Source organism: Cocleimonas sp. KMM 6892, assembly GCF_035798195.1.
Classification (GTDB): domain Bacteria; phylum Pseudomonadota; class Gammaproteobacteria; order Thiotrichales; family Thiotrichaceae; genus Cocleimonas; species Cocleimonas flava.
In genome coordinates this window covers 262,160-278,590 of record NZ_JAPFBV010000005.1, presented here as the reverse complement: position 1 = coordinate 278,590, position 16,431 = coordinate 262,160, and the positions used below count along the sequence as shown (strand labels likewise).

Here is a 16,431-nt window from a genome sequence, read left to right as displayed (position 1 = left end):
ACCGCTTGTAAGTAGGGGGCTGCCATCTAAATTCTACCTAAGCCGATAATTTCAATAAAATCGCACCCATCACAGTCATGCTAACTACCACGACTTTGAGCCAGTTAAATTCTTCTTTCAGGAAGAATACGCCGATGATTAAAGCAAAGCTGATACTGGTTTCGCGCAGGGCGGTGACCAAGGCGACCGGAGCCTGAGTAAATGCCCAGACGATAATTGCGTAGGCGAAAAAGGTGGCATTGCCGCCGATAAAAAAAGCGGCTTTCGCTTCTTTAGGAATGCGTTTGATGAGGCCGGGTGATTGGCGTTCGGCAAGTACCGGGAAGATTAATCCATAACTGAGTGCGATGATGGCGTAATAGCTGAATGCATTGTTGGCGAGTTTTGCGCCCAAGGCGTCGATAATGGAATAACCAGCGATACAACAGCCCGTGATTAGCGCTAATTTAGCGGCCTGGAAATTACGTTTGCCATTCGATTGTTTGCCGATGGCGGTGACTAGAATCCCCAGAACGATCATGGTGATGGCAAGTATTTGTAATAGGCTGAATTGCTCCCCCAGAAAGAATATAGAGAACATCGCGACAATCAATGGACCAGAACCACGCGCAATAGGATAGACCTGAGTCAGGTCGCCGGTTTCGTAGGCGTAGAGTAAGATGAAGTGATAGGCGATTTGTACCGCAATGCTGGCGATGATATAACCCCAACTTTCGACTGCGGGAAAGGGGAAGATGGCTAATACGACGAGTGAAATGGGGATGCTGCCCATCACCACAGCAGCCATATTCAGTCGTTTGTCATTCCCGCCTTTTACGATCGCATTCCATACGGCGTGAAGTAATGCTGCGAGAATGACAGCGAAAAATACGGTAGTTGTCATGGCTTGAATTTACTCATAAAACAGTTAAACACTGAATTCTATTTATCACGTCGATTACAGCGAAGTGGAGATAGTATTGAAGTGAAATTACATCCCTAAATTGGCGAAAAAAAGCCCTATAAGTAGGGGGGTGACCTTATTATTCTATTCGAGTATAGCGCCAGTTAGTATTAAAGAATATCTTCTCTGTAAGAGAAATAAAATGCATAAAAAATTATTTTTTGTTGGCAAGTAGCGACAATAAAATCTAGTTGGAAATTGACGAGAAACAAGGAAAGGGATTGCTTCTCATCAGCTAAGCTTTATGCGTGCTAGTATGAATATATAAAGTATTTGATGGTTATATAGTCAGGTTCAGAAGCTAGTGTTACGACTTAGCTGCATTAAGATTTTCAGCACTAAAACTCGCAGCACAAAACAATGAGGAATACATGATTCACGCTGAAACACATCGATCGAATCGCATAGGCTGGTTGCGTGCGGCAGTTTTGGGTGCAAATGACGGCATCGTATCTACGTCGAGTTTGATCATTGGAGTAGCGTCAGCAAGCTCGTCGCACGATGGTATTCTACTTGCTGGTGTCGCTGGTTTGGTTGCCGGTGCAATGTCGATGGCAGCAGGTGAGTATGTTTCTGTCAGTTCACAGGCAGATACTGAAAAAGCAGATCTTGCCATCGAAAAGAAATCCTTAGCACTAAATTTTGAATCAGAGAAAACCGAGCTCGCGCAGATTTATGAAAAGCGGGGCATCGAACCTGTTTTAGCAAAAAAAGTGGCAGATCAATTGATGGCTAAGGATGCGTTGGGTGCGCATGCTAGAGATGAAATTGGAATTTCTAAAGATAATAAAGCCCGACCTATTCAAGCAGCCATTTCTTCCGCGGCAACCTTTACTATTGGCGCTGCTTTGCCATTGCTGATTGCATGGATGAAACCGGGAGATCAATTAGTGCTGCTAGTCGCGATTTTTTCTTTGGTTTTTCTGGCTATGCTGGGTGCCATCGCGGCAAAAGTGGGCGGTGCTTCAATAGCTGTCGGTGCCATTAGGGTCACTTTCTGGGGCGCGCTCGCAATGGCAATAACGGCGGCCGTGGGTAAACTATTCGGTGTGACAGTCTAACTTTATCTCGTCTCATCTCATTTTTAAAAAGATAGTTAATAAAGGCTCGGCATTAATATTAAGCAATTATGCTAAGCCTTAATACATAGCCTTCATACAAAGGTCTGCACCCATTCCACCAGTTTAGTCAACGATGCCTGATCGCGTTCCGACAATTCTTCGTGGGCTAATTCTTCTAGTCTGGTTTGTAGCTGTTCGGCGGTTAGGGTGCAATCATATTCACCGTCGATTATTTTAGCCTGACAGAATGCTTGCCATTGCTTTTGTTCTTTTTCATCGAGAGTCTCAGGCCAGTTTCTGGCGCGGTATCTTGGGTAAAGTGTTTGCAGTCGACTCGATTTGAATTCGGGTGTCCAGTTGCTGAGCTTTTCGGGTGATGAGGTTAATACCATATTACACAGTTTGCGGTCGTCATTGCTGATAAAACCACCGTAGAGTGCAGAGTCGGCATCTGATTCTTTCTGCTCACGTTTGCGGCTGTACATTTCTTCCAAACGTCGGATGAGTGTGTCATCGGCAATTAATTGTTGTTTGTGTGCTTCGATTTGATCCCAGTCTATTTCCCAGCGTTCTGCAAGTTCGGGCGTGAGTGTATTGGTCGGTGAAACTGCAGGTGACTTATTGATGTGAATTCCTTTTAACGCGATGTGCTGATGATTTTCATCGCGCTCAGCTCTTGGCTTGTAAAGGTTTTCGATGATCTGATCAACGCTCATAGCTAGCATAGCATTGGGGTCGTGGCGCAGGTCGTAACAGATGATTTCGTTTTTATTTACGGGATGCACAATCAACGGCACGATGGGTGAGAGACAGCCTTGAGTGGCGGGGAACATGCCGCTAACGTGTAACATGGTTTTACGTTGAGCCATTTCGACTGTGGTATTTAATAACGGCGCGACATTGTTTTTGATGCGTAGATCAAAAAAGTAATCGTACAAACGCGGTTGTTTGGTTTTGATCAGGCGTGCGATATCAATAGTGGCTTTCACGTCGACTAAGGCATCGTGCGCACCAGCTTGTTCGATATCGTTGGCGGCGGTTAAGTGCTCTAAACGAAAACTGGGTACGCCTTCTTCACCTTCACGGTCTGGCCAGTTGATGCCTTCAGGTCGCAGTGCATAAGTCATGCGGACTAAATCTAAAATATCCCAGCGGTTATTGCCGTTTTGCCATTCGCGTGCGTAGGGGTCGATAAAGTTGCGGTAGAAACCAAAGCGCGTGACTTCATCATCAAAACGAATACTGTTGTAGCCAGCCCCACAGGTGCCTGGTTGTGAGAATATTTCGTTAATTCGACCAAAAAATTCGGCTTCGATATACCCTTTTTCAAAGGCTAATTGCGGCGCAATTCCCGTAACTCGAACGGCATCAGGGTGTGGCAGAAAATCATGAGTGGGTTTGCAGTAAAACATTACTGGCTCACCGACAACTTCCAGATCTAAATTGGTGCGGATACCCGCAAACTGCGAAGCGCGATCACGTCGAGGATCAACACCCCAGGTTTCATAGTCGTGCCAGAAGATGGTTTGTTCAGTCATATTTTAAAGCGCCAAAAATCGTGGGTGTTTTTCCCATAAAAAAAACAGCCTATAAGTAGGGGGGTGACCTTCTTAGACTCACCAAAAGTCAAGAAAGTCCATCGTAGATTCCATAAGGAATCGTCGATGTACAATGGTTGAGTTACATCTTTTTTCTTTATATATGTCAATAATATAACTCCCAATATTATCAGCTGTTGCGGATAGAGTGTATTATTAGTGCTCATCTTAAAGGTAGTTTTACTATGTTGTGGTTAAAAGCGTTTCATATTTTATTCGTGATGTCATGGATGGCTGGAATATTTTATCTGCCACGCATCTTTGTGCATTTTGTCGAAGGTAAAGAGGCAGGGCAAGATGTCGATCGATTAGCGATTATGGCGCGTAAGCTGTATGGCTTTATGACAATCATGATGGTGATTACTTTAGTCACGGGAACGTGGCTATGGCTGGCTTACGGTTTTGCGGGAGGCTGGTTGCACGTGAAGTTATTGTTTGTGGGTTTGATGATGGCGTATCACTTTTGGTGTCGCTTGCGCATGAAAGAAATGCAGCAAGGGCATCTTGATCACAGTGGCGTTTTCTATCGCTGGATGAATGAGTTACCGTTGATTTTGACGATTGTGATTTTAATTATGGTCGTAGTTAAGCCTTTCTAATGTTTAAACTATTCTAAAGTTTAAGTCATTAAAACCGTGTCGCATTGAACGTACGTTGACATAAAAAAAGCCAGATTAATTATCTGGCTTTTTTTATGAGTGTGCATTTTAAAAATGACTGGTTAAACAATCTGCTCGATAAAATACTCAGACTAAAATTAATTTATGTGGATATCTCAAGGCCAGATTAATAGTAAAGTCAGCAGATAGAAAACGGGGAAAAAAGGCCTGAAAGTAGGGGGGGGGATGTAATCATTTGAACGAAAGGCTGTGTTTAAATTACCAATGGTTTTCCTTTACATAAATTTACATTTTGTACACATTCTTTGACATTTTCTCAAAATATACTCCATCGTTTACAGCAAAGACTTCAAATAATGCCTAGTACTTCTCTATCTTACCGACCAGAAATTGATGGTCTCAGAGCCTTTGCTGTTATTCCCGTTATCCTGTTTCATTTTGGTTTAGACTGGATTCCGGGTGGTTATATTGGCGTTGATGTATTTTTCGTTATTTCAGGTTTTTTAATCACCAGCATTTTATTAAAAGATTACGATCAGGGTGTTTTCAGTTTCAGCGACTTCTGGTTACGTCGCATCAGACGCATTCTTCCGGTTTTGGTGGTAATCGTTCTCGTTACACTCATCGCCAGCCAATTCTTACTCTATGCGCCAGATATTTATTATCTAGGTAAACAGGGGATTGCCTCCTTATTGTCTTTCGCCAATATTAGCCAATGGCTGACTGCGGGTAATTACTGGGGTTATGCCGCGGAGAATTCACCGTTATTGCATACCTGGTCTTTGTCAGTAGAAGAACAGTTTTATTTGATTTTCCCTTTATTCATTTTTATTGCGCTGAAGTATTTTAGAAACTGGCTCGCGCCCTTGGTTTTGGTGCTTTGTGTGTTAAGCGCGTTACTGTTTATTTATGGCACTAAAAATCATCCAGATGCGACTTTTTATCTGCTACCGACAAGAGCGTGGGAGTTAGGTGTCGGCGCATTTTTAGCGATTGCAGTGTATAAATACCCAGCGTTTTTCCAGCGTAAAAAAAGTAGCACCTTGCAGGTTTTGTCTCTTGTTGGTTTATGCGTTGTCGCACTATCGTATTTCTTCATCGATGGTCACGATGGCATATCACCGCTGCTGATTCTTCCCGTTATTGGCGCAGGTTTAATCATTGTTTTTGCCAGCGGTAGTCATACGCTGGTGAATAAAGTGCTATCAATTCCAGCGGTGGTGTATGTCGGTAAAATTTCCTATTCATTGTATCTGTGGCATTGGCCCGTATTGGTGTTATCAAAAAACTTAAGCTTGAAGACACAAACCGAATATTCGATTTATTTACTCCTCGGATTGATGCTGGTTTTATCAATTATCTCTTACCACCTGATTGAAAAGCCTACCCGTAAGAATAAGAAAACAGTCCCAGTCGTGCTGACTGTTCTGGTGCTTGGGGTTATCTATTCTTACACCCTGACGCATTCAGATTATGCAGAAGATATTTCCATGTATAGCCAGACGCAATGGGATGGTGAGCTTTACAACAGCAGCCCCAGCAAAGAAGTTATGGATGCCACCAAAAGGAAGATGCAGGGGATTAAGGTATCTGACAATAAAGGAAGAAACTGGCAAGCCTACAAAGAAGGAGGGGTGGTAAAGCATTATGGTAAGGACTCACCTGAAATCGTTGTACTGGGAGATTCGCATGCATTAATGTGGGCTAGCACTCTGGATCAAATTGCTAAACAATTGAATAAAACCATAGATTTTTATGCGGCTGATGGAACGCCAACGTTTTTTAAGATTCCCGTTACTTTGGGTGACAGAACAATCTTTTTCACGGCAGAAGAAAAACGTGATTACGATGAGGCACGCTTAAAATACCTGCAAAAATGGAAGCCTGAAACCGTCATTATTACCCAGAGTTGGTCAAATCTGGAAAGTGTAGAAAGCACGCATGATTTAATTAAATTTCTGGGGGAGATTGGCTCAAAGGTGTTTTTAATCGAGCAGCCGCCAGAGCTGTTTTATGGGGATAAAAATGCCACTCAATTTCTCTCTCATTATGGAATGAAACCACGTGAGGGCGAGAAGCAGTATGTGCCTTTTGTAAATTCTGCGTTGTATCAGTACGGACGAAAGTCGGTGAGAGACATTGTCGATGCTTGTAACTACTGTGAATTAATTGAAATCGCTGATATTTATATGAAGGGTGATCAAGGCTGGGTGCTGGATGGTTCGGATGTGTTATATATCGATGAAGATCATTTGAGCAGTGCAGGCTCATCAAAAGCACAACAAAGGATTATGCAGGCATTAGATACGCGGATCAGTACACGGATAAGTACACAGATAAATACGCACCAAATTAATACAAAAGCTGAATATCATTAATCACATTTCAGTGAAAAAATAGCGATTAGCTAAACTTGAATACAGAAAATCAGCGCAAAAAAAAGGGAGGTGACTTAAAAAGCCACCTCCCCACTTACAGGCTGTTTTTTGAAATTTATTTCCAGCCAGCTTTATCCATCACCTTAACGGCATCAGCGTTCTTTTCGCCTAGCTGAGAAAGATTTAGAGAATCAGCTTTAAACTTGCCCCAAGAAGACAGTGTTTCACTCCAGTCTGCTGAAGTTAATACTGGGTATTCATAATTCACTTCTGCGTACCATTTCTGAGAATCTTTAGTGGTTAAGAATTCCATCAACTTCTGTGCATTCGCTTTGTTTTTAGCGGCTTTAGTCATCGCAATACCACTGACATTCACGTGAGCTCCACGGTCAGCCTGGTTTGGCCAGTAAATAGCCACTGCGTTAGCTGCTTTCTGTTGGCTTTCGTCTTTGCCGTGTAACATCTTTCCGTAGTAATAGGTGTTTGCTATAGCGAGATCACATTCACCCGCAGCTGCTGCTTTAATCTGATCACGGTCACCACCTTTTGGTTTACGCGCTAGATTTTTCACAAGCTTGTCTGCCCATGCCTGAGTTTTCTCTTCGCCGATATTGGCAATCATGGAAGCAACAAGTGACTGATTGTAAATGTTTTCAGAGCTTCTGATACAGATGCGGTCTTTCCATTTGTCATCTGCCAGTGCTTCATAGGTAGATAATTCTTCAGGCTTCACTTTGCTTTTTACATAGAAAATAGGGCGTGCGCGTAATGACAGGCCATACCAGAAACCTTCAGGGTCACGATACTCAGCAGGGATTGCTTCATTCAAAGCAACAGATGTCGTTGCTTGTAAAACTCCGGCTTCTTTGGCTTTGTGCAAGCGACCTGCATCAACCGTGATGAATAGATCAGCAGGGCTATTCGCGCCTTCTGTTTCCAGACGCTTTAATAAAGGTCCTGCTTTTGCGGTGACTAGATTAACTTTTATGCCGGTTTCTTTGGTGAAGTTGTCCAGTAAAGGCTTGATGAGATTTTCTTTTCTCGCAGAATAGAGGTTCACTTCGTCAGCCGCATAGCTGATTGTTGGCGCTGCTAAGGTGCAAGCCAAAAGTGAAACGACGCTAACGATTTTTTTCATGAGGTACTCCAAAACATAACGTTTAATTAATGATGGAGTGGATGTTATTGCAAATAAGAATGATTTGCAATAACACTTGTTTAATAGTGAGTATTATTCCTATTAACTTTTTTTAATGTAGAAATAATAAGCCGTAAACGCTGGTTTATTCGGGCTCTGCGTACAAAATCAATGAATGATCCAGTAGCTTATAACCGTGCTCTTTCGCGATTTCTATTTGACGTTGTTCGATAATCTCATCATGAAACTCAATGATTTTACCGTTTTTCATGTCGACGATATGATCGTGATGTTCGCCCTTATCAAGTTCAAAAACAGCCTGTCCACCTTCAAAATTATGGCGAATAACTAAGCCAGCGGTTTCGAACTGGGTCAGAACCCGGTAGATGGTGGCTAAACCAATCTTGGAATCTTCCTCACGAAGTAATTGATATAAATCTTCCGCACTGAAGTGTTTTTCTTTAGAGGTTTCCAGAATTTTCAGAATTTGCACACGAGGCTGAGTGATCTTTAAGCCTGCTTCTTTGATATCGTTTTTATTCATAATTAGTTTGGGTGTTTTTAGTATGAGTGAACTCAGGGGTTATTATTTACTTTGATTAACTTTATAGTTTAGTTCATTTTAAGTAATACTCATAGCGGATACAAATAACTGATTCAGAGAAAATCAGGTCATAGGTTTTTAGTATGATTAATTTAAGTCGGTTTTTGCGCTTCAATAACGTTTTTAGCGCTACTTTTCCGTTGAATTTAGCGACAGATTACCCGTAACAGTAAGTAGTGTTTTAGCCAACGAATCTGCAGAGATCATCTGTTGCTTTTGGCTTTTTATCAGAGCTGATGTTTTAGATTGAGCATTCTGCCAAATAAAATAATCAGACTCCTCCTCGTCATAATCAAGCTGCTGATAGATATTCGGCATGCTCGGTATGTGGTCCCCATAAAAGCATAAAGCCTGTGGATTTTTTGATTGGGAATAGGCGTGGGTTAACTCTGCGATCATCTTATCTGCGTTTTGTAGATGCCTAAGATAGACCGTTAAATCGTTAGCGGCTGTTAACGGTTTTTTCTCAAAATAACTGTGTTGCTCTTCTGCGGTGGTTTTTTCCAAATGCAGAGGTCCATGGTTTTCCATGGTTATGGCGAAGATAAATAAGGGCTGATCAGGCTTATTTGTTTCGTGTTGCTGCGTGATTTCCAATATTTTATCAGTCACTGCCTGATCCGAAATATAAGGCCCAAAGGTGTTGTTGCTGTCGAACTCTTTAATGTCGATAAACTCATCGAATCCCATTTGCGGGAAAATTCTGTCTCTGCCGAAAAATGAATCAGGGTGCGGATGAATACACACACAGCGATAACCTTGCGCGCTAAGATAAGAGGCAATCGAACTGATCGGCATTTTGTGTAAATACTGGTAAGGGTAATAACGATAAAGCCCTAAATCTTGATATTTTAAGCCACTCAAAAATGCAAACTCGGTACGCATGGTGTTTGCGCCCCAGGCAGGGACTTTGAGTTTTCCGAACTGGGTTGATTGTTGATTACAACTATCAAAGTTCTTCAGCACATCTGGTTTTATTGAATCATGCAATCGTCGCGCATCAAAAAAGGATTCGCTCTGGATGACGGTAATATTAGAAAAAACGCCCTTAAAGTGGGGGGGTGACTTTTCATTACTTTCTTTGTTTGTTCTTCCGATTGGAGACTTAAAAGGAGAATCCGCCAAGGTAGTTTGGATCGTCTGTTGATGTTCTGGTGTGCGAGCCTGAATAGCGTAGACAAAAATCGAATTGAGCAAGCCTAAACACTCGATATCCTGATCTGGTTCCTGAGTGAGTGTGAAGCCTAAGGCTATTTTTCGGGCGATAAAAACAAACGCTGCGATCGCTAAAATACTGATTACAATCCGTTGCGCGGTAAACGCCATCGCTGGTTCCAGACTGAGTACCGTAATGATCAAAGCAATGATAATAATGGGCGCCGCAATAACAGGTAACAGCCCTAGAAAAGGGAAATACAAACGAGGGTGCTTAAACGCCTGTGAAAACATAGCGATGTCCGAGAATACCAAAGGCTCGCGTAAGGCTTTGTATTTTGCGTTACTGACACCGCTAAGAATGATTAGAAATATGGAAACCGCCAATGCCGAAAAAATAGGACGTTGCACAATGAGGGTTACGGCTAAAAACAGTATCGATACCAATAAGGCTTGCAGCAAACCAGTACTGAAATTAATTTTAGGTGTTTTTGGTTTTAGCCAGCGCTCAGGTAGAAATGAAAAAGCGATGGTTAACAACAGCGCTAAAGCAAGCGTCGGAAAATACGAGGGAAGAAAATCCTGCATCAGCGCTTTCCGGCACCAAATAATAGATTCATAAACCAATCTGCAATCCGCGCGGGCATCACGCTTAAAAACCACGTACCCAAATTAAGCGGGAATGGGAAGGTGATGCTTGGTTTTTGTTTTTCGATACCATTAACGATGATATTCGCGGCTTTTTCTGGCGTCAGCATAAACGGTCTATCAGAGATAAACTGATCACTTAAATCTGATTTTACAAAGCCAGGGTAAACCATCGAGACTTTTATACCATCGTGTTTTAACCAGCCACGGATTGCTTCGCCATAACCTTTTAGTCCCGCTTTACTGGCACAATAGCTTGGTGTGATGGGCATGCCATAAAAGGCTGCAAGCGAGCTGATGATCGCGATATGTCCCTGTTTGCGAGCCTGCATTCGCGAAATCAATGGATTAATCGTAGCCAGTACGCCATTCAGGTTGGTATCCACGACTTGGGTTATTTCTTCCCAAGTTTCAGCTTCGCCTTTTCTTCCGACGCAATTTGTAACACCTGCATTACAGATAATCAGGTCGATTGGGTATTGGGTGTCGATTTCTGTGATCAAGTCCTGAAGCTTTTGGTATTCGGTGACATCAATCGAATGTGTTATCACTTCTGCAGATTTATTGCTACAGAGCGTATTGATCGCATCCAGTTTTTGTTGGTTTCTGGCGAGTAAAATCAGGCGGTTTTCTGGTTTTGCCAAGCGTAAAGCTATGGCTGATCCTATGCCGCTGCTGGCGCCGGTGATGACGATAGTCTTCTTATTCATATGCTTAGCCTGAGCTTCTTAACAGTTGATCGGCATCCATTTTATTGTTCGTTACCGCTGCGTTTTCACAGGCCTCAACGTTGTTATTGTCTGGTTGTAACTGTGGTGTATTTTCAGCAAGGCGTTTTATCGTTGCATCAACGGCCATTTTAATGCCTTTTTGATTGTAGAAACTGCCGTTGATTTGAGTGTGTTCAATATAGCTTTGTTTGAACGCATCGAACAATTCAGCATCAGGTTTTTCGGTATTCGCCCAGAAATCATCTAATTCACCCTGAAAGGTTAGGCCAGGTATATCAAAAATGGCGGAACCTAAAGCAATCACCGGACAACCCACCGCTAAAGCGGATGTGCCTACGGTGCTATTCACCAGCACAGTGCCTTGGGCATGTTCTAGTAATGCATTCAGGTTACCTGCTTCTAGGTAAATGACTCTGTCTTTATCTATCTGGTATTGATTACAAAGCGACTCAATGATCTTAGGGTAATTGATAAACCACGGATCAAGCGGATGCAGTTTGATAACGAGTTTGGCATGCTCAGGTGCCTTCGTGGCGAATGATTCAAGCGTTGTTTGAATCACGTGTTCCAGACTCGTAAAGTCAGAATGCAGTCTAATTTGAGAATCCGCTTCTAGCTGCAAGGGCAGCAGGTAAAATGGTGATTTACTCGCAATTAACCTTTTGATTTGTTGATTAGACTGGCGTTTGTAATACAGCGAAACCATCGGCATGCGCCTGATAAATCCCCAGTACTCTTGTAATGGGCTATCTGGTCTGTGTGTTTCGTATTTCGGAAACATCGGCTTGAGCAGTGTTTTCGCGAGGTGATAACGAATATCGTGCCATGCGCGAATGGCTAAACCACCGCCAGTATTTTCACTCTTGTCTTCCCAGTCTGGATTACGTTCAACGTGTTGCAGAAACCATTCTGGTTCGTTTTCGGAATGCTGGTAGACCTTTGAGTAAGCGTTAACGCCATTACCATCAAGCGTTACCCAATTTGGTCTGAAATAACCTTCTTCGAATACGTGCACAGCGATACCTTGCTGTTTTGCTAATTCAATGGCTGGAACGTGCACAGGACGCGTATCACCAAACAATGCGATATCGGTAATATTATGGTCTGTGAAAAGCGTTTGATAGAACTCGGGAAGTTCTGCCAGTGATCGCTGAAAATTGATGTGATTGAGTGCCGTCGAGAAGAAGCGCCCAGCGAGCAAATCACCACCACAAAAATTGATTTTGAGTGCTTTATGTCCGGCGTCGATTAAGGCTTTTTCAAGCTCAGCAAAAAAAGGACTCGCTACCCCTTGTAGGAGAAGAAAGGATTTTTGCTGAGGTGTCACTTGTGCTGGCACTTGATATGGCTCTTGAGATGACAAGTGAGTAAAACTTATTCGCGACCGATTAACTCAATTTGATATCCATCGGGATCTTCAAGAAAGGCAATGATGGTGCTACCGGCATTCATTGGGCCAGCATCACGAATCACTTTTCCGCCTGACTGCTTCATTTTTTCACAGGCTTCGTAAACATCATCGACACCAATGGCAATATGGCCGTATGCGTTACCCAGATCATAACTTTCAACGCCCCAGTTATGGGTTAGTTCTAATACTGTGTTATTTGCTTCGTCACCGTAACCCACAAAAGCAAGGGTGAATTCTCCTTCTGGGTAATCTTGACGACGTAATTCCTGCATGCCTAAAACGTCTGTGTAAAAAGCGATGGATTTTTCTAAGTTACCCACGCGCAGCATGGTGTGTAGCATTCTCATTTTTATAAGTCCTGTTATTTATTACTATTCAATTACTCTACATTTAACCAAACGTGTAATTGTGGAAGTACCCGAACGTCAGTCCAGTTTAACGATTGTACTGCATCAATCAACCAAAGCATTTTTTGTTTTTGGTTGTATGGCGAATTTTCTTCCTTTGATCGGTTATCAACATTGATATCCGCATTATTATTACAAGGCTGTACATAACAAGGCAATTGTGGATATTGCTCTGCAATCTCTTTTGCCCAGAGTAAATCATCCTGATCTGCCACAACAAATTTGAGTGAAACATCGGGATGCGTTTGGCTATTTATAACCTCAAGCGTTTCACAAGCATCCAGACAACGCTGCAAGCCCTTGTGTTTGAAGCGCATTCCAGAAGAGGGTGGTTTTGGGCTAAACGTCAATTGATCGAGTAAGGCAAACCAGGGTTTTGCAATACTGCCCTGCGTTTCCATGGAAAACTTATAGCCTTTCGCCTGACCCAGTTTAATGAGTGGTTCTAGATTTTGCATCGCCGGATTGCCGCCAGATAGCGTAATCCACATGGCTTGTTTATTACTGAGCGATTCTATTTTGTTGAAAACAGATTCGGCATCCATGTTCTTCCAGTCACTATCAAACTCGGGCAAAACGGCATAACCGGTATCACACCAACTGCATCGGTAATCACAACCCGCGGTTCTGACAAAAATCGTTTGAGTACCAATCAACGCACCTTCTCCCTGAATCGTGGGGCCAAAGATTTCCGAAATACTGATTAAATCAGTAGCATCATTGCTCACAGATTCTGTAGAAAAAGTGCCTGAAAGTGGGGGGGTGACTATAGATGGAATACTCATGGTCTATATTCGGCCCATGTTTTAGGCGTCTCACTGACGCGTACCGCACTTACTTCTGGCCATTGTTTTTTTGACCAATCGTATAAGAAATAAGCCAGATTCTCGGCAGTCGTATCATCATGACCAAATACTTCATTGAGATGACGATGATCAAGCGTGTCGTCGATATATTGCTTTAAGGCATCGAGATCATTGTAATCTCGCACAAATCCAGTCGAATTAAGCGTCGCTGATCTCAACTCGATTTCGACAATATAGTTGTGCCCATGCAGTCGGTGACAAGGGTGATCTCCAGGCAAGTTAAGTAGCTGGTGCGAGGCGCTGAAAGTAAATTGTTTGCTTATTGTATACATGATGATCTTCTATTCTTCTTGTTATAAAGAGCTATGTAACTGATTGCCAGTAATCGGCATCGGCGTATTCGGTTGGATCTTCAATACCCGCAAGATGAAATGCCTCACGGCGCTCAACGCAGGTGCCACAACGACCACAGTGCTTTTCTTGTCCTTTGTAACAGGACCAGGTATCAATCACAGGTACGCTATATTTTGCTGAATCGCGGGCGATTTCAGTTTTATCCAGGTGTAAATAAGGCGTGTATAGCTCAATCTCCGACATACCGTCTAAAGCCATTTTTTGCATCGCTGCAAACGACTCAATAAAGTCTGGGCGACAATCCGGATAGATAAAATGATCACCGCCATGCACCGCCATGGCTACCGTATCTGCATTTTGTGAATACGCCAAACCAAAAGCAATCGTCATCATAATCGCGTTTCTATTAGGTACGACGGTGGTTTTCATGCTTTCTTCAGCATAGTGTCCATCGGGCACGTCGATGTCATCGGTAAGGGCAGAGGTAAGCTGTTTGCCAACCTGACTTAAATCGATAATGGTGTGTTTTACGCCTAACTGTTTTGCGCAATGTGCGGCAAAGTCGAGTTCTTTGCGATGGCGTTGTCCGTAATCGAACGATAAGAGTGATGATAGCGTGCCTTCGCTGGCTACTTTGTAGGATAAAGTAACAGAATCGAGGCCGCCCGAACAAACTACTAGGGCTTTCATATTTCCTTCTATGGGAGATAATTCTCCCCGTGTTTTTTACCTGGTGCGTCGACAGGGGTAAATCGGTTGATTTACCAGCGCGGTATTATAACCAAAGGTTTTTTAAAATGCGATTGTTGTTTGATGAGAGAATTTGATAAAACCTGACGACACACTGAGGTGTCAAACTGATGGTAACTAGAGAGTGAGTTCTGTTTCTAATATAATGCTTTGAAAATATTCATAATTTGAGGAAACCATGTTTCTAACATACTTAAAAGCAGCGCTGATGATTCTAATCCCGGGAATGATAGTCGCGTGGTTATCCTATGACTTTTATCACACCATCGTAAACGGTGTGACCTACAAACTAAGAGTGAACGGAACCCTGGATTTCAGTGAATACCCGTTTATTTTTATTTTTACGGTGGTTTTGAAATTAGTGTTTTATGTTTTTATGCTGTCTTTTATCCGAGATGGTTTTCGCGTTTTTAAAAGCTATGGCAAGGATCAAGCTAAAAAATGAGTTTGTAGAAGTCAGATTTCTAGCGTGTGAAAAAGTGCTCATAAGTAGGGGGGTGGCTTAATACATCAATTAGGCTTCATTCTCTTTTAGAAATTTGCGAATAAACAGTCTGATTTCTCTGGCGGCACTGGTATCCATATCTTCGCAGAGACTCACGAAGCGATCTCTGTCTTCAGTCGCAATACGAATCACCAGTTGGCTGTCTTTTTTGTTTTTCTTTTTTTGTTTTCTGGCTTTCTTTGTTGTATCTGAAGATTCAGTCATAGCTACTTCGCATTTCTCTTTTCAATTGGTCGTATTCCTTAAAGTGCCAAAGTTGCATTTTTTTATAGGAATTAGCTTGCCAGAGCTCTTTGTCTTTCAGGATGTTACAGGCCTTGGTCTGGTATTTTTTATTCGCAATATTATCCGTGATGTGATCACTGCCACCAAAACAACAAGTATCGTATAGGTCAGTCACATCCGGATTAATGCTCGAATGTTCGTGGCCAAGCCAGTGGATCATTTCGTGAAACATCAATGAGCTGCGGTTTTTGTAGCGATGCATCGTATCAAGATGCACGGGTTTACCGTTAGATATTTCTGCTATTTGTTCTTCGTTTAATTTGAAGAAGTTACGATAAGTTTCGGCGTTGAATTTGTCCGAAATAAATCCGCCAATTCGATAGGTATCAACTATCACACCGGGATAGCGAATAGTGCGGGTGATATCGTCTTTTTTTAGTTGGGCTTGCTTATCGGAGGGTAGTGTAGAGATTGCATAAGCGAAGGTTTTATCTTTCACACAGCGAAATGTTTTGGCCTGTTTGCTGTTCAATATTTTAATCAACCGCAAGGCTTGTTCTTCATGGTAAGGGTGTAATTTTCCTGCTGGGCTATTGCCAGCAAGACATTGCAATCCGGTTTCTAAGCCCTGTTTAATGTCCCGCAGAAGTTTTGTTTTACCTATATTGTGTTTATTGGAATTGTGCTTACTGGAATCTGCGCTTTTGTTAACGGCGTATTGGAGGCCATTTTCGTTTTGTGCTTGATCGTTCTTGTGATTGTTATTGTCATTGGCGTGATAAGGGTAGTCTTCACAATCTTGTATCTGGAAATGAATTTCATCAACGTTCAGTAGTGGGGGATTTCCTGATTGTTTGCCTTGAGACTGAGAGATTGAAACGGTATGAAGTGCGGTTGATGGCTCTGTTAAAAGAGGCTCAGAGGCATTGCTCGGTTGTGAAATTACCGATAAGAGAATGATGGCGATTGTAGCCAGAGGTCTGGCATGCCACTTCATATTACCTCCTTTTTTATTTACAGAGTCGTAAAGCTGACTATCAATATAACATACAATGTATATTTAATGTATATACGTTTTTTAGGGTGGTTGTGCGTTG

General features: G+C 42.5%; 17 protein-coding genes. 4 read left to right on the top strand and 13 right to left on the bottom strand.

What is annotated here, in order from left to right; all coding sequences use genetic code 11:
* Positions 1-37 precede the first annotated feature (37 nt).
* Positions 38-883, bottom strand: coding sequence for a DMT family transporter (locus OO007_RS15145; protein ID WP_325809429.1), 846 nt, complete (start codon positions 881-883; stop codon positions 38-40).
* 431 nt (positions 884-1,314) lie between these two features.
* Between OO007_RS15145 and OO007_RS15140 the strand changes: the two genes are divergently transcribed.
* Positions 1,315-2,004 (top strand): VIT1/CCC1 transporter family protein, encoded by a 690-nt coding sequence (locus tag OO007_RS15140; protein WP_325809428.1) that lies wholly within the window; start codon positions 1,315-1,317, stop codon positions 2,002-2,004.
* A gap of 92 nt (positions 2,005-2,096) precedes the next feature.
* On the opposite strand, the gene sbcB is transcribed toward OO007_RS15140, so the two are convergent.
* On the bottom strand, positions 2,097-3,542 hold the full coding sequence (gene sbcB, locus OO007_RS15135) for an exodeoxyribonuclease I (protein WP_325809427.1): 1,446 nt from the start codon (positions 3,540-3,542) through the stop codon (positions 2,097-2,099).
* Between the two features lie 245 nt (positions 3,543-3,787).
* Between sbcB and OO007_RS15130 the strand changes: the two genes are divergently transcribed.
* Entirely contained in the window at positions 3,788-4,201 is a 414-nt protein-coding gene (locus OO007_RS15130) for a CopD family protein (protein ID WP_325809426.1), read from the top strand.
* Positions 4,202-4,578: 377 nt separating this feature from the next.
* The gene (locus OO007_RS15125) at positions 4,579-6,600 is read left to right on the top strand and encodes an acyltransferase family protein (protein ID WP_325809425.1); all 2,022 of its coding nucleotides are present in this window, start codon (positions 4,579-4,581) and stop codon (positions 6,598-6,600) included.
* 115 nt (positions 6,601-6,715) lie between these two features.
* Here the strand turns inward: OO007_RS15125 and OO007_RS15120 are convergent, their stop codons facing one another.
* The 9 genes from OO007_RS15120 to queC form a co-directional block, all read right to left on the bottom strand.
* Positions 6,716-7,738 (bottom strand): Fe(3+) ABC transporter substrate-binding protein, encoded by a 1,023-nt coding sequence (locus tag OO007_RS15120; protein WP_131906920.1) that lies wholly within the window; start codon positions 7,736-7,738, stop codon positions 6,716-6,718.
* Between the two features lie 145 nt (positions 7,739-7,883).
* The gene (gene fur, locus OO007_RS15115) at positions 7,884-8,282 is read right to left on the bottom strand and encodes a ferric iron uptake transcriptional regulator (RefSeq protein WP_131906919.1); all 399 of its coding nucleotides are present in this window, start codon (positions 8,280-8,282) and stop codon (positions 7,884-7,886) included.
* A 189-nt stretch (positions 8,283-8,471) separates the two neighbouring features.
* Positions 8,472-10,085, bottom strand: a complete 1,614-nt coding sequence (locus OO007_RS15110) for an LTA synthase family protein (RefSeq protein ID WP_325809424.1) — start codon at positions 10,083-10,085, stop codon at positions 8,472-8,474.
* Positions 10,085-10,855 carry an SDR family NAD(P)-dependent oxidoreductase gene (locus OO007_RS15105; protein ID WP_325809423.1) on the bottom strand — a complete coding sequence of 257 codons (771 nt, stop codon included), beginning with the start codon at positions 10,853-10,855 and terminating at the stop codon, positions 10,085-10,087. The genes OO007_RS15110 and OO007_RS15105 overlap by 1 nt, the downstream gene beginning before the upstream one ends.
* 4 nt (positions 10,856-10,859) lie before the next feature.
* Complete coding sequence (locus tag OO007_RS15100; protein ID WP_325809422.1) at positions 10,860-12,215, bottom strand: capsule biosynthesis protein; 1,356 nt, start codon at positions 12,213-12,215, stop codon at positions 10,860-10,862.
* A gap of 35 nt (positions 12,216-12,250) precedes the next feature.
* Positions 12,251-12,634 carry a lactoylglutathione lyase gene (gene gloA, locus OO007_RS15095; RefSeq protein WP_325809421.1) on the bottom strand — a complete coding sequence of 128 codons (384 nt, stop codon included), beginning with the start codon at positions 12,632-12,634 and terminating at the stop codon, positions 12,251-12,253.
* Between the two features lie 32 nt (positions 12,635-12,666).
* A complete protein-coding gene (gene queE / locus OO007_RS15090) occupies positions 12,667-13,479 on the bottom strand; it encodes a 7-carboxy-7-deazaguanine synthase QueE (protein WP_325809420.1) in 813 nt (270 codons plus the stop codon).
* The gene (queD, locus tag OO007_RS15085) at positions 13,476-13,832 is read right to left on the bottom strand and encodes a 6-carboxytetrahydropterin synthase QueD (protein ID WP_131906913.1); all 357 of its coding nucleotides are present in this window, start codon (positions 13,830-13,832) and stop codon (positions 13,476-13,478) included. The genes queE and queD overlap by 4 nt, the downstream gene beginning before the upstream one ends.
* Before the next feature lie 31 nt (positions 13,833-13,863).
* Complete coding sequence (queC, locus tag OO007_RS15080) at positions 13,864-14,544, bottom strand: 7-cyano-7-deazaguanine synthase QueC (protein ID WP_325809419.1); 681 nt, start codon at positions 14,542-14,544, stop codon at positions 13,864-13,866.
* Positions 14,545-14,782: 238 nt separating this feature from the next.
* On the opposite strand from queC, the gene OO007_RS15075 reads away from it, so the two are divergent.
* A complete protein-coding gene (locus tag OO007_RS15075; RefSeq protein WP_325809418.1) occupies positions 14,783-15,049 on the top strand; it encodes a hypothetical protein in 267 nt (88 codons plus the stop codon).
* Between the two features lie 69 nt (positions 15,050-15,118).
* On the opposite strand, the gene OO007_RS15070 is transcribed toward OO007_RS15075, so the two are convergent.
* Positions 15,119-15,313: a hypothetical protein gene (locus OO007_RS15070; RefSeq protein ID WP_131906910.1), complete on the bottom strand. Its 195-nt coding sequence runs from the start codon at positions 15,311-15,313 to the stop codon at positions 15,119-15,121.
* A complete protein-coding gene (locus OO007_RS15065; protein ID WP_325809417.1) occupies positions 15,306-16,331 on the bottom strand; it encodes a hypothetical protein in 1,026 nt (341 codons plus the stop codon). The genes OO007_RS15070 and OO007_RS15065 overlap by 8 nt, the downstream gene beginning before the upstream one ends.
* Between the last annotated feature and the right edge of the window lie 100 nt (positions 16,332-16,431).

Excerpts from the sequence above, each read along its gene's own strand:
- OO007_RS15145 (WP_325809429.1), bottom strand. The coding sequence starts at position 883 with ATGACAACTACCGTATTTTTCGCTGTCATTCTCGCAGCATTACTTCAC.
- OO007_RS15140 (WP_325809428.1), top strand. The coding sequence starts at position 1,315 with ATGATTCACGCTGAAACACATCGATCGAATCGCATAGGCTGGTTGCGT.
- sbcB (WP_325809427.1), bottom strand. The coding sequence starts at position 3,542 with ATGACTGAACAAACCATCTTCTGGCACGACTATGAAACCTGGGGTGTT.
- OO007_RS15130 (WP_325809426.1), top strand. The coding sequence starts at position 3,788 with ATGTTGTGGTTAAAAGCGTTTCATATTTTATTCGTGATGTCATGGATG.
- OO007_RS15125 (WP_325809425.1), top strand. The coding sequence starts at position 4,579 with ATGCCTAGTACTTCTCTATCTTACCGACCAGAAATTGATGGTCTCAGA.
- OO007_RS15120 (WP_131906920.1), bottom strand. The coding sequence starts at position 7,738 with ATGAAAAAAATCGTTAGCGTCGTTTCACTTTTGGCTTGCACCTTAGCA.
- fur (WP_131906919.1), bottom strand. The coding sequence starts at position 8,282 with ATGAATAAAAACGATATCAAAGAAGCAGGCTTAAAGATCACTCAGCCT.
- OO007_RS15110 (WP_325809424.1), bottom strand. The coding sequence starts at position 10,085 with ATGCAGGATTTTCTTCCCTCGTATTTTCCGACGCTTGCTTTAGCGCTG.
- OO007_RS15105 (WP_325809423.1), bottom strand. The coding sequence starts at position 10,855 with ATGAATAAGAAGACTATCGTCATCACCGGCGCCAGCAGCGGCATAGGA.
- gloA (WP_325809421.1), bottom strand. The coding sequence starts at position 12,634 with ATGAGAATGCTACACACCATGCTGCGCGTGGGTAACTTAGAAAAATCC.
- queE (WP_325809420.1), bottom strand. The coding sequence starts at position 13,479 with ATGAGTATTCCATCTATAGTCACCCCCCCACTTTCAGGCACTTTTTCT.
- queD (WP_131906913.1), bottom strand. The coding sequence starts at position 13,832 with ATGTATACAATAAGCAAACAATTTACTTTCAGCGCCTCGCACCAGCTA.
- queC (WP_325809419.1), bottom strand. The coding sequence starts at position 14,544 with ATGAAAGCCCTAGTAGTTTGTTCGGGCGGCCTCGATTCTGTTACTTTA.
- OO007_RS15075 (WP_325809418.1), top strand. The coding sequence starts at position 14,783 with ATGTTTCTAACATACTTAAAAGCAGCGCTGATGATTCTAATCCCGGGA.
- OO007_RS15070 (WP_131906910.1), bottom strand. The coding sequence starts at position 15,313 with ATGACTGAATCTTCAGATACAACAAAGAAAGCCAGAAAACAAAAAAAG.
- OO007_RS15065 (WP_325809417.1), bottom strand. The coding sequence starts at position 16,331 with ATGAAGTGGCATGCCAGACCTCTGGCTACAATCGCCATCATTCTCTTA.